Raw genomic sequence first — 12109 nt, 5'->3', positions numbered from 1 at the left:
GGAACCACCACGTGAAGGCACTCTCACAAAAGCGGCGTCACCCACTTGCAGCAATAGCGCTGCTCCTGATGGGGCTCCTCATCACGGGTGGGCTGTACGCCGTGGCAACCACCATGAATGAGGCCAAGGCGAGCACCACTACGGCAAGCGCAAGCGACGTCGAAGAGGGCGGCAAACTTTTTGCGGCGAACTGCGCCACCTGCCACGGCATGGGTGCCAGCGGTTCCAAGGATGGTCCCTCACTGGTGGGTGTCGGCGCAGCTGCCGTTGACTTCCAGGTGGGCACCGGACGCATGCCGATGCAGATGAACGGCCCCCAGGCCATGAAGAAGCCCGTTCAGTTTAATGAACAGCAGACCTCACAGCTTGCAGCCTACGTTGCTTCCCTGGGAGCCGGCCCGGCGATTCCTGCAGACGACCTGACAAATGGTGGCGGCGACGCCGCCGCCGGTGGAGAGCTGTTCCGTACCAACTGCGCCATGTGCCACAACGCCGCTGCTGCCGGCGGTGCGCTGACCCAGGGCAAGTTTGCACCCGCCCTGGCCGATGTCACCGGCAAGCACATCTACGAGGCCATGGCCACAGGCCCGCAGAACATGCCGGTATTCAACGACGCAAACATCACACCCGAAGGCAAGAAGGACGTCATCACCTTCCTGAAGCAGATCGAGACCACCGGTTCCCCGGGCGGCGCCGACCTGGGATCACTTGGCCCGGTAGCTGAAGGCTTGTTCGTATGGGTTGCCGGTCTCGGCGTCATCATCGCCTTCACCATCTGGCTGACGTCCAGGACGTCGTGACGTCCTGCGGGACATACAAAACTTCTGCTGCCCTGTCAGCAGCTTGAAATTAGAAACTAACCCGGCGATCGCCGGGACGAGAGAAGGATGAGGCGAATTATGGGCAACCATAGTGACGGCAGTCCGAACCACTCGGGCACCGTAGCTACGGCTGGTCAGAATGAGGTGGAGAAGTTCCAGGATCCTGGAATTCCCCCGCATCGTTTGCGCCTGGCTGACACGGACCCGAGAGCCGCAAAGCGGGCAGAACGGCAGGTCGCCTTATTGTTTGGCATTTCTGTTGTTGGCACCCTGATCTTCCTGGTGGCGTACTTCGCCATCGATCTGGGTAACGACTCCAGCATTGCCACCATCCGGCTCCAGAATGCCCTGCTTGGCATTGGCACCGCCTTTGCGATGTTGGGTATCGGAACCGGCATCGTGCACTGGGCCAAGGCCCTGATGCCCGATCACGAAGTCTCCGAAGAGCGTCACGCGATCCGTTACGAAGAGGACCGGCAGGCTGCTGTCCGCATCGTTGACGACATCGTTGAAGAGACCGGCATCAAGCGCCGCCCGCTGATCCGCAACACCCTCCTGGGTGCCGTGGCTCTCGCTCCGCTTCCTGCGATCGCCATCTTCGGCGACCTCGGGCCCCGTCCTGACGACAAGCTTGCACACACCATGTGGGCGCCCCAGGACGGCAAGCTCAAGCGCCTCACCCGCGACCCCGACGGAACCCCCATCAAGGCCTCGGATGTCACCATCGGCTCGGCGTTCCATGTCATCCCCGAGGGCCTCAACGAACTCAGCGAAGGCAAGCTCAACGAGAAGGCCAAGGCCGTTGTTCTCCTGATGCGCCTCGATCCTGCATCGCTGAATCCCTCCAAGGGACGCGAAGAGTGGGGCTACAACGGCATCGTTGCCTACTCCGAAGATCTGCACCCACGTCGGCTGCCCTGTTGCCCTTTACGAGCAGCAGACGCACCACCTCCTGTGCCCGTGCCACCAGTCCACCTTCGACCTCACCCAAGAGTGCAAGGTGATCTTCGGCCCCGCCAGCCGTCCTCTCCCCCAGCTGCCCATCGCAGTTGATACCGAGGGCTACCTCGTCGCTACCAGCGACTTCCATGAACCCGTAGGACCAAGTTACTGGGAGCGTGATGAGCATGAGCGCACCGTCAACAGCTGAACCCGCTTTCGTCGCTAAAACCAAGGCCGGTCGGATTACCGACTTCGTCGATTCCCGCGTTGGGGGCTCCGGAATCCTGAGGGAATTCGGCCGCAAAGTCTTCCCCGACCACTGGTCATTCATGTTCGGCGAAGTGGCGCTGTACTCCTTCGTCATCCTGCTGCTGTCCGGCACCTTCCTGACGTTCTTCTTCGATCCGTCCATGGCCGAAACGCACTACAGCGGCGGCTACGTTCCGCTGAAGGGCGTGGAGATGTCGGTGGCTTACAGCTCATCGCTGAACATCTCCTTCGACGTCCGCGGCGGCCTCTTCATGCGCCAGGTCCACCACTGGGCAGCACTGCTGTTCGTGGCATCAGTCGCAGTCCACATGCTCCGGGTCTTCTTCACCGGTGCGTTCCGGCGGCCCCGTGAAATGAACTGGGTTGTCGGCTGTGTCCTGCTGATCCTGGCAATGGCCGCCGGCTTCACCGGGTACTCGCTTCCCGACGACCTGCTCTCCGGCAACGGCCTGCGCATTATCGACGGTGTCATCAAGTCCATCCCGGTCATCGGCACGTACATTTCATTCTTCCTCTTCGGTGGAGAATTCCCGGGTACGGCCATCATCAGCCGCCTTTACATGCTGCACATCCTGTTGGTGCCGGCACTGATTCTGCTGATGATCGTCATGCACCTGTTCATGGTTGTTGTCCACAAGCACACCCAGTACCCGGGCCCCGGACGCAACGACAACAACGTCGTCGGCTATCCCCTGGGTCCCGTGTACGCCGCCAAGGCCGGTGGATTCTTCTTCATCGTCTTCGGCGTGATTGCGTTGATGGCCGCGTTCTTCACCATCAACCCGATCTGGAACTACGGCCCTTACGATCCCTCTCCCGTGTCGGCAGGCACCCAGCCCGACTGGTACATCGGTTTCGTCGACGGTGCACTCCGTCTGATGCCGGGCAACCTGTACGGTTGGCATGTCGAACAGGTCTGGTTCGGACACGTCTTCACGTTCAACGTCCTGCTGCCCGCCCTTGTCCCGGCCGGCATCCTGTTCACCGTGATGTTCGCCTACCCGTGGATCGAGCGCTGGATCACCAAGGACGACCGGGAACACCACGTTCTTGACCGTCCACGAAACGCCCCGACCCGTACCGCCATCGGCATGGCAGGATTCGTTTGGTACTGCGTCATGTGGGCAGCTGCAGGTTCCGACCTCATCGCAACCCACTTCCACGTGTCCCTGAACGATGTTACGTACTGGTTGCGGGCGCTGTTCTTCGTCGGCCCGATCCTTGCGTTCATTGTCACCAAACGCGTGGCCCTTGCCTTGCAGCGGAAGGACCGCGAAATCGCCCTCCACGGCCGCGAAACCGGCCGCATCGTACGGCTTCCTCACGGTGAGTTCATCGAGGTGCATGCACCGCTGGACGAATACAAGCGCTACAAGCTGGTTGGCTTCGAATCACCCCAGGTCCAGGCGGCTGTGCCCAACGAGCACGGCGTGGTTACCCGCAAGGAAAAGCGGCGCGCGCTGCTGTCCCGCTGGTTCTTCGAGGACCGCGTTGCGCCCGCAACCCCTGCGGAGTTGGAAGCAGCACACGGCCACGGCCACGAGGCTGTTGAAGCTGCAGAGGGAACGAAGAGCCTGACGCACTAGGCGACGGCAATCGACACGAAGGGCCCGATCCACACGGATCGGGCCCTTCGTGCATTATTGGCTGCCGCCTTTTCGCGGCGCCGGGGTCTGGTGAAGGCCACCTGGTGCTTCAGTGATTGCGCGCCCTGCGGGCTCCGGGCCGCTGCAGGGGAACCCACAGCTTGTAACGGTCCGCGCGGTAATAGGAGACGGAGTAGTCCACCATTGCGCGCGCTACGAAGGCGTGCCGCTGGATCTTCAGCAACGGCGCCCCAACCTCGACGTTCAACAACCGCGCAGTGGAGGGTGATGCAGCCGTGGCCTCGATCATGTCCTCGCCCCACTCCATCACCAGGCCGAACTGCTCGCTGAGGACGTTGTACAGCGACGTGGGTGGCTCGTGGTCGAGAAGGCCCGGGACACGATGCGCCGGGATGAAGTTCTCGTCCACGCTCATCGGCTCACCGTCGGCCAGGAGCAGCCGGCGGAAGCGTACCAGGGGGGTTCCCTCGTCCAATTGCAGTTCGCGGGCCAGGAAGGCGCTGGCTCCAATCTGTTCGAAGCTGAGCACTTTTGCGGCAGGGACCATACCTCGGCGTTGCATCTCTTCGCTGTAGGACGTCAGCTTGACCTGCAGGTCGAGCTTCGGCCGGCGAACGAAGGTTCCCAATCCCACAACGCGTTCGATCACCTCCTCCCCTACCAGGGCATCAATGGCCTGCCGGACAGTCATCCTCGCAAGCCCGAAACGCTCGGCCAGGTCACGCTCAGACGGAAGTGCCGAACCTGGAAGGCAGGATTCTGCGATGTAGCCCCGAAGGATCTCCCGGAGCTGAACATAGATCGCGGTGCCGCTGGTGCGGTCTATTTCGCCGGTGATGGCGGTGGCGCCAGCTGCCATGGTTCCTCTTCCTGCCGTTTGTTGTCCTGTTCAATTTTAGGACGGTCTAGACCAGCGGGTGACCGTTGTCCGTTTACTGCCTCGGCGGGCGGGCCCGATATATTTGGTCTGGAAATTTTGCCCAAAGACGGATGGGGCCGTCGTGACGAAGGAGTCTCCTTTGCCAACACTGAAGGCCGTGGTGACAGCGCCTCAGGGCCTGCACGCACGCTCTGCCGCGGTATTCGTCCGTGCTGTTACGGACACGGGGCTTCCCCTGACCATCAGGAAAGCCGGCAGCGGAAACATTGACGCACGTTCCCTGCTCCAGGTGATGGCAGCTGACTTCCAGCAGGGGTGCGAGGTGGAGTTGGCGGTCAGCGACGACGCCCTGAACGGCGCGCAGGAGCATCGGAGGGCGCTGGACGCCCTAAGGGACCTCGGCGGCCTGCTGGAGTCCCAGGGAGCCGTCCAAAGCGTTTGAGGATAGAACGACGTCGGGCCCCACCTTAGGTGGGGCCCGACGTCGTTATTGCTTTAGTTTCTTAGTGCGCGTGGTCACCGCGGCTGTACTCGTATACCCAGCCGACAAGGGCCACAACGGCGATGCCGCCGGCGATGAAGACGATCCAGAATCCGACTGCCAAGCCCAGGAAGCCGGTGGCGCAGGCAATGCCAAGAACCAGGGGCCACCAGCTCCAGGGGCTGAAGTGTCCCTGCTCGCCGGCCCCTTCGTGGATCTCGGCGTCGCTGCGGTCTTCGGGCCGCAGGCCGACCCGCTTGCCGGTGAATCCGAGGTAGCCGCCGATCATGCCTGCGAGGCCGCCGACGAGGAGAATGCCCAGGATGCCGACCCACTCACTCCAGTGCGTCAGGAAACCGTAAACCAAGGAGATAGGGACGAAGAAGAAGACTCCAGAGCCAAAGATCCAGGATTCGATTTTCACTGTGCGGTGTCCTTCTGGTCAGCGTTGCCGAGCACTGCCGCTGCGGGCGCCGGCGAATCAGCGGTATGTACCTGGCGGAGTTCCGGGTGGTGCAGGTCCAGGGCAGGACGTTCCGAACGGATCCGGGGCAGGGACGTGAAGTTGTGGCGCGGCGGCGGGCAGGAAGTAGCCCACTCAAGCGAAGCACCGAAGCCCCACGGGTCATCCACCTGGACTCTTTCGGCATTCCGCGACGTGATGTACACGTTCCAGAAGAACGGAATCAGCGACGCGCCAAGCACGAAGGAGGAGATGGTGGAGAACTGGTTCATCCAGGTGAAGTTGTCTTCGGGCAGGTAGTCTGCGTAGCGACGCGGCATGCCCATGACACCAAGCCAGTGCTGGATGAGGAACGTGCCGTGGAAACCCAGGAAGAGCAGCCAGAAGTGGATCTTGCCCAGGCGCTCGTTGAGCATCTTGCCCGTCCACTTGGGCCACCAGAAGTAGAACCCTGCGAACATTGCGAATACAACGGTGCCGAAGACCACGTAGTGGAAGTGAGCCACCACGAAGTAGGAGTCCGAAACGTGGAAGTCCAGCGGCGGGGAGGCCAGGATGATGCCGGTCAGGCCGCCGAAGAGGAACGTAATGAGGAAGCCGATGCTCCACAGCATAGGGGTCTCGAAGGTCAGTGAACCCCGCCACATGGTGCCGATCCAGTTGAAGAACTTCACGCCGGTGGGCACTGCGATGAGCATCGTCATGAACGAGAAGAACGGAAGCAAGACAGCGCCCGTGACGTACATGTTGGTGGGCCCAGACGGTCACCGAGAGAGCCGCAATGGCGATCGTGGCGTAGACCAGTCCCTTGTAACCGAAGACCGGCTTGCGGCTGAAGACCGGGAAGATCTCCGAGACGATACCGAAGAACGGCAGCGCGATGATGTACACCTCAGGGTGGCCGAAGAACCAGAACAGGTGCTGCCAGAGGACGGCACCGCCGTTCGCGGGATCGAAGATGTGGGCGCCGAACTTCCGGTCCGCGCCCAGGGCAAAGAGGGCTGCCGCCAGCGGCGGGAAGGCCATGAGTACCAGGATCGCCGTGATCAGGGTGTTCCAGGTGAAGATCGGCATCCGCCACATGGTCATGCCCGGGGCACGCATGCAGATGATGGTCGTGATGAAGTTGACCGCGCCGAGGATGGTGCCGAAGCCGGACAGGGCCAGGCCGAAGACCCAGAGGTCACCGCCGATGCCCGGGGTAAACGTGGTGTCCGAGAGCGGCGCGTAGGCGAACCAGCCAAAGGAAGCAGCGCCCTGCGGGGTGATGAAGCCCGACACCGCGATGGTGGAGCCGAAGAGGAAGAACCAGAACGCCAGGGCGTTCAGGCGAGGGAACGCGACGTCAGGAGCACCGATCTGCAACGGCATGATCACGTTGGCAAACCCGGCGAAGAGCGGGGTGGCGAACATCAGGAGCATGACGGTTCCGTGCATGGTGAACAGCTGGTTGTACTGTTCCTTGGTCTGCAGGATCTGCATGCCGGGCTCGAACAGCTCGGCGCGGATCAGCAGCGCCATCACGCCGCCGAGGCAGAAGAACACAAACGATGCAATCAGGTACATGTACCCGATGGTTTTGTGGTCCGTGGAGGTGATCCAGTTGACGACGATGCGCCCCTTGGACTTTGGTACCACTGGAGCCGACAGGGCTCCGGCGGGTGCGGATTGGGTGTACGTAGCCACGTCGCTCCCCTTACTTGGTTTCGTTCAGGTTCGGGTTGCGGTCGTAATCAGCACCAAGCAGGCCGGTGTTGCCTTCAGCCTTGAGCTGGTCCATGTGTGCCTGGAATTCGGATTCCGACACCACCTTGACGCGGAACAGCATTTCGGAGTGGTACTCGCCGCAGAGTTCGGCACACTTGCCGTCGTAGGTGCCCTCTTTAGTGGGGGTGAACCGGATGTAGTTGGTCTTGCCGGGGATCATATCGCGCTTCTGCAGGAAGGCGGGAACCCAGAAGGAGTGGATGACATCGCGGGAATTGAGCTCGAGGTCAACAGACTTGTTGACCGGCAGGTACAGCGTGGGGAGTTTTTCCTTGTCGATGTTGTTGCCGGTCAGGTGGGCCTGGACGCCGGCCTCGTGCAGGTCTTCCTGGATCACGTCGCCGGACTTGTAGTTGAAGTCCCACGCCCACTGCTTGCCGCGGACGTCAACGACGACGTCGGCAGGCTGCGAACGGTCATCGATCGCCTGCTGGTCACGGTCGGTGAAGTAGAAGAACACCAGAACCATGAAGATCGGGATGGTGAGGTAGAAGACCTCAAGGGGAAGGTTGAAGCTGGTCTGTCGGGGGAATCCAACGGTCCCCTTGCGGCGGCGGTAGGCCACCAGGCACCAGATGATCAGGCCCCAGGTAATGGTGCCCACCACGAGCGCAGCAATCCATGAGTTGACCCAGAGGTCCATGATGCGGTCGGTGTTGCTGGTGGTGCCACGTTCAGTGGGCATCCACCCTTTCTCTACCTCTGGCGAACATCCGGTCAAAACCAACGCGCCGGCAATAGCCAAGCTTGAGATCGTTGTGATCGTTTTGCGTCGGCTGCCGGTTCGGTTCTGCGAACTCACAGACGGCCCTTCCTACTTGTTGCTGTTGTCCGGGCTGCCATGGGCGCTCCGGGCACACTAAAAGTTTTACTACTCGGTGTAGAGCTTACCGCTCTGCCGGGCGTTTCGCCCACATGTCGGCGCCGAGCCTCCGTACCGTTTTTGACGGCGGGAAGCTCGGCGCGGACATCGGGCGAAATAACCGGGTTAGTGGAACGAATCACCGCAGGCGCAGGAGCCTCCGGCGTTCGGATTGTCGATGGTGAAACCCTGCTTCGAGATGGTGTCCTCGAAGTCGATGCTGGCGCCGCTGAGGTACGGAACGCTCATCTTGTCCACCACGACCTCGACTCCGTCGAAGTCGCGCACGGCGTCGCCGTCGAGGAGCCGCTCGTCGAAGTAGAGCTGGTAAATCAGCCCTGAGCAGCCGCCGGGCTGCACAGCCACGCGGAGCCGCAAGTCCGTGCGGCCTTCCTGCTCGAGGAGGCTGCGTACCTTGCCTGCAGCGACGTCGGTCAGGTCAACCTCGTGAACGGGCAGTTCATCACTGGCCGCAGCGGGGGTCGCGGTGCTGTTTTCGTTGGTTGCGGTGCTCATTGGCCTACCTTCTTAGGACGGTCTGGCGGCGCCGCCTAACGACGCCTGCCCCTACGGATACGGTATGGGCTATAGCTACATGCTACGCGCGGCAGTCCTGTAGCTCTAACTCCTGACGTAACCGTCAGGACCCGCCGGTTGTTCCCCGAACGTCTTCCTGCCCCAGGCCGTCGCTGTTGAGCCGGGCCAGCATCAGCGATTCGGCCAGGATGGCATTGCGGAAGTCCCCGATATGCAGGGATTCATTCGCGCTGTGGGCGCGGGAATCGGGGTCCTCTACCCCGGTCACCAGGATCTGCACGTCGGGATATACCTCTGTCAGGTCGGCGATAAACGGGATCGAACCGCCGATTCCGGTTTCGACGGCCGGAACTCCCCAGGCCTCGCCCAAGGCCCACATGGCCAACGAGGCAGCGGCGGAAGAGGTGTCGGTCCGGAAGGGATTCCCGGCCTCCCCCGGCGTGAAGACCACCTTCGCGCCGAACGGGGCGTTCGCTTCGACGTGCCGGCGTACCGCTTCCATGGCTTCTGCCGGCACCTGTCCTGGCGCCAGCCGCAGGCTGAACTTGGCCCGCGCGCGAGGAAGAAGGGTGTTCGAGGCAACATCCACGGCGGGGGCGTCGAACCCGATGATCGACAATGCGGGTTTGGTCCACAGCCGTGAGGCGATGCTGCCGGTACCGGCCAGGCGAACGCCGTCCAGCACCGATGCATCGGCCCGGTAGTCCGCCTCCGGCATCTCGACGGCGGCGGTGTCGGTGGCGACGAGCCCCTCGATGGCGACGTTCCCGTCGTCGTCGTGGAGGGTGGCAATCAGGCGGGACAGCAGGGTGGGTGCGTCGAGGACTGGGCCGCCGAACATGCCCGAATGCACCGCGTGCTCAAGGACCTGTACCTCGATGACGCCGTCAACCAGTCCCCGCAGGCTGGTGGTCAGGGCCGGGGTCCCGACTTTCCAGTTGCTGGAGTCCGCAACGACGATGACATCAGCGCGCAGCAGTTCGCGGTTTGCCTCCAGGAAGGAACGGAATGTTGGCGAACCGGCCTCCTCTTCGCCCTCGATGAAGAAGGTCACGCCAAGCCCGAGGGAGTCGGAAAGGAGCCCCGAGACGGCAGTATAGGCGGCAATGTGCGCCATGATGCCGGCCTTGTCGTCAGCGGCGCCGCGCCCGTAGAGCCGGCCGTCCTTTTCGACGGCGGTAAACGGCGCGGTGTCCCACAGAGATTCGTCGCCAACAGGCTGGACGTCGTGGTGGGCGTAGAGCAGGATGGTCGGTTTGCCTGCTGCGGCAGGGCGGCGGCCCACGACGGCGGGTCCGCCGGGCGTGCCGTCCTCCTTGTTGACGGTCAGGACCCGGACCTCGGGCAGTCCTGCTCCGCGGAGGAGTTCGGCGACGGCGTCCGCACTGCGTTCGAGCGGGGTTCGATCAAAGCTGGGCCACGCAATGCCCGGGATGGCCACCAGATCCTTGAGCCGGGCCAGCGTCTGGTCGAAGGAACGGTCTACCGCCGAACGGAGATCTTCCGTCCCGCCGGCAGTGTCGGGGCCCTGACCTGGTGTACCTGTAGTGGTGCGCGGGGTCGCCGCAGGTGATGAAGTCATGGCCAAAACATTACCCCCGTCACATTCGGCCGCAGGCAGCCGGTGGCCACCTCGGCAGGCAGCGGGCGGCCTCCCGCAAGGTATTCTGGTCAGGTGTTCGGACGTAGAAAAGAAGCGCCCTCGGCGCAGGAAACAGTAGACCAGCAGGCAGCGGAAGCAGAGGCCCGGCAGAACAGCGTGGTGGGCAAGGGTGCCCCTACCCCCACCCGGAAGGCCCAGGAAGCTGCCCGCAAGCGTCCGTTGGTGCCTGAGGACCGCAAGGCATCCAAGGCCGCCGAACGCCAGGCGGTGCAGGACCAGCGGTTGAAGATGCGCCGGGCGCTGGACACCGGCGACGAGAAGTTCCTGCCGCTGCGTGACAAGGGACCGCAAAAGCGCTTTGCGCGGGACTATGTGGACGCACGATTCAACCTCGGCGAATACCTGATGTTCGGCGCGCTGCTGTTTGTCCTGGTGTCCTTGATGGTTCCGGCCTCCAGCGACATGATGATCTACGTGCTCGGCGCGTTCTGGGTGATGTTCCTGGCCGTCTTCGTTGACGTCTTCATCCTCTCCCGCAAACTCCGCAAGGGCCTGGCGCAGAAGTTCGGCGATGTGGAGGGCGGGACCGTTTGGTACGGCTCCATGCGCTCCCTGCAGTTCCGCAAACTGCGGCTGCCCAAACCCCTGGTTGGCCGCGGACAGTACCCCTCCTGACCCGCAGAAACCACTTAAAGCAGGAACCCCGGCGGGATGACCGCCGGGGTTCCTGCTTTAAGTGGAGCTCAGCGGCGGCGGTTCTTCGCCAACTGCTTGTTGATCCGCGCGGCCCAGAACGGTCCCTCGTACAGGAACGCGGTGTAGCCCTGCACCAGGGTGGCCCCGGCGTCGAGCCTGTCCTGTACGTCCTTGGCGGACTCCACGCCACCGACTGACACCAGGGTCAGCGCATCACCTGTGGCGTCTTTGAGCCGCTTCAAGACCTCCAGTGAGCGCTGCTTCAGGGGAGCTCCGGACAGTCCGCCGGCTCCGCACTTTTCCACGTCGCCGGCAGCCGACGAGAGCCCCGACCTGGCGATGGTGGTATTGGTGGCGATAATGCCGTCCAGCTTCAGGTCCAACGCCAGCCGGGCAACGTCGTCGATGTCCTCATCGCTCAGGTCAGGGGCGATCTTCACCAGCAGCGGCACATGCCGTCCGGCGGCCCGGTCGGCTTCCTGCCCCACGGCAACCAGGAGCGGGCGGAGCGTTTCCACGTCCTGGAGCAGCCGGAGCCCCGGAGTATTGGGGGAACTGACGTTCACCACCAGATAGTCGGCGGCAGGGGCCAGGCTGCGGGCGCTGACCAGGTAGTCGTCCACGGCGTCGGCCAGCTCCACCACCTTGGTCTTGCCGATGTTGATGCCGATGACCGGCCGGACTTCCGGGTACCGGCGCTGAAGTGCTGCGCGGGCGGCCTTGAGCCGGGGCGCGACGGTTGCGGCGCCGTCGTTGTTGAATCCCATCCGGTTGATCACGGCCCTGTCCTGGACCAGGCGGAATAGCCGGGGCTTGTCATTGCCAGGCTGGGCCTGGCCGGTGATGGTGCCCACCTCCACGTGGCCGAATCCAAGCTCGCTGAGGGCCTCGATGCCGAGCCCTTCTTTGTCGAAGCCAGCAGCCAGCCCGAAGGGCGAGGGAAAGGTAACGCCGAAGGCGGTGGTCCGCAGCGAGGGCGCCGGAGCGGTCAGCTTCTGCAGGATCCTCCCCGCGCCGGTGGCATGCGCGAGCCGGATCCCCTTGAATCCGATCTTGTGGGCGCGCTCGGCGTCCATCCATGAAAAGGCCAGCTTGAAGAAAGTGGGATAAACGCGCATGCCTCCAGTTTCCCGTCTGGTGGCGTCCCACACCAAAACGGAGAAGCGCCTTGATCGGGCAA

General features: G+C 63.0%; 10 protein-coding genes and 2 pseudogenes. 5 read left to right on the top strand and 7 right to left on the bottom strand.

The window, feature by feature from the left end:
• Window positions 1-11: 11 nt before the first annotated feature.
• From QF050_RS13805 to QF050_RS13795, 3 genes and pseudogenes are all read left to right on the top strand, one after another.
• A complete protein-coding gene (locus QF050_RS13805; RefSeq protein WP_308930925.1) occupies window positions 12-800 on the top strand; it encodes a cytochrome c in 789 nt (262 codons plus the stop codon).
• A 99-nt stretch (window positions 801-899) separates the two neighbouring features.
• Window positions 900-1971: pseudogene (locus tag QF050_RS13800) on the top strand (Rieske 2Fe-2S domain-containing protein).
• Entirely contained in the window at window positions 1949-3619 is a 1671-nt protein-coding gene (locus QF050_RS13795) for a ubiquinol-cytochrome c reductase cytochrome b subunit (RefSeq protein ID WP_308930924.1), read from the top strand. Before QF050_RS13800 ends, QF050_RS13795 begins: the two are co-directional and overlap by 23 nt.
• A 109-nt stretch (window positions 3620-3728) precedes the next feature.
• On the opposite strand, the gene QF050_RS13790 is transcribed toward QF050_RS13795, so the two are convergent.
• Window positions 3729-4499 carry a GntR family transcriptional regulator gene (locus QF050_RS13790; RefSeq protein WP_308930923.1) on the bottom strand — a complete coding sequence of 257 codons (771 nt, stop codon included), beginning with the start codon at window positions 4497-4499 and terminating at the stop codon, window positions 3729-3731.
• Between the two features lie 160 nt (window positions 4500-4659).
• Here QF050_RS13790 and QF050_RS13785 point away from each other — a divergent pair, with 160 nt between their 5' ends.
• Window positions 4660-4962: an HPr family phosphocarrier protein gene (locus tag QF050_RS13785; RefSeq protein ID WP_308930922.1), complete on the top strand. Its 303-nt coding sequence runs from the start codon at window positions 4660-4662 to the stop codon at window positions 4960-4962.
• Between the two features lie 61 nt (window positions 4963-5023).
• Here QF050_RS13785 and QF050_RS13780 read toward each other — a convergent pair whose 3' ends face one another.
• The 5 genes and pseudogenes from QF050_RS13780 to QF050_RS13760 all read right to left on the bottom strand — a co-directional run bounded on the left by QF050_RS13780 (window position 5024) and on the right by QF050_RS13760 (window position 10212).
• Window positions 5024-5425, bottom strand: a complete 402-nt coding sequence (locus tag QF050_RS13780) for a cytochrome c oxidase subunit 4 (RefSeq protein WP_308930921.1) — start codon at window positions 5423-5425, stop codon at window positions 5024-5026.
• Window positions 5422-7150, bottom strand: a pseudogene (ctaD, locus tag QF050_RS13775) (cytochrome c oxidase subunit I). The gene QF050_RS13780 and the pseudogene ctaD overlap by 4 nt, the downstream one beginning before the upstream one ends.
• 10 nt (window positions 7151-7160) lie before the next feature.
• A complete protein-coding gene (coxB, locus tag QF050_RS13770; RefSeq protein ID WP_308930920.1) occupies window positions 7161-8033 on the bottom strand; it encodes a cytochrome c oxidase subunit II in 873 nt (290 codons plus the stop codon).
• Window positions 8034-8219: 186 nt separating this feature from the next.
• On the bottom strand, window positions 8220-8609 hold the full coding sequence (locus QF050_RS13765; protein ID WP_308930919.1) for an iron-sulfur cluster assembly accessory protein: 390 nt from the start codon (window positions 8607-8609) through the stop codon (window positions 8220-8222).
• Between the two features lie 124 nt (window positions 8610-8733).
• The gene (locus QF050_RS13760) at window positions 8734-10212 is read right to left on the bottom strand and encodes a dipeptidase (protein ID WP_308930918.1); all 1479 of its coding nucleotides are present in this window, start codon (window positions 10210-10212) and stop codon (window positions 8734-8736) included.
• Between the two features lie 93 nt (window positions 10213-10305).
• Here QF050_RS13760 and QF050_RS13755 point away from each other — a divergent pair, with 93 nt between their 5' ends.
• Window positions 10306-10908, top strand: a complete 603-nt coding sequence (locus tag QF050_RS13755) for a DUF3043 domain-containing protein (RefSeq protein ID WP_308930917.1) — start codon at window positions 10306-10308, stop codon at window positions 10906-10908.
• Between the two features lie 68 nt (window positions 10909-10976).
• On the opposite strand, the gene QF050_RS13750 is transcribed toward QF050_RS13755, so the two are convergent.
• Window positions 10977-12047 carry a quinone-dependent dihydroorotate dehydrogenase gene (locus QF050_RS13750; protein WP_308930916.1) on the bottom strand — a complete coding sequence of 357 codons (1071 nt, stop codon included), beginning with the start codon at window positions 12045-12047 and terminating at the stop codon, window positions 10977-10979.
• Window positions 12048-12109 lie beyond the last annotated feature (62 nt).

This window comes from Arthrobacter sp. SLBN-112, from assembly GCF_030944625.1.
Lineage (GTDB): Bacteria > Actinomycetota > Actinomycetes > Actinomycetales > Micrococcaceae > Arthrobacter.
The sequence above is the reverse complement of the archived record's forward strand: the minus strand, read 5'-3'. Positions and strand labels throughout refer to the sequence as shown.

What these genes read in the sequence shown, in the direction of transcription:
- QF050_RS13790 (WP_308930923.1), bottom strand. Translation starts at nt 4,499, where the DNA reads ATGGCAGCTGGCGCCACCGCCATCACCGGCGAAATAGACCGCACCAGC.
- QF050_RS13795 (WP_308930924.1), top strand. Translation starts at nt 1,949, where the DNA reads ATGAGCGCACCGTCAACAGCTGAACCCGCTTTCGTCGCTAAAACCAAG.
- QF050_RS13765 (WP_308930919.1), bottom strand. Translation starts at nt 8,609, where the DNA reads ATGAGCACCGCAACCAACGAAAACAGCACCGCGACCCCCGCTGCGGCC.
- QF050_RS13760 (WP_308930918.1), bottom strand. Translation starts at nt 10,212, where the DNA reads ATGACTTCATCACCTGCGGCGACCCCGCGCACCACTACAGGTACACCA.
- QF050_RS13750 (WP_308930916.1), bottom strand. Translation starts at nt 12,047, where the DNA reads ATGCGCGTTTATCCCACTTTCTTCAAGCTGGCCTTTTCATGGATGGAC.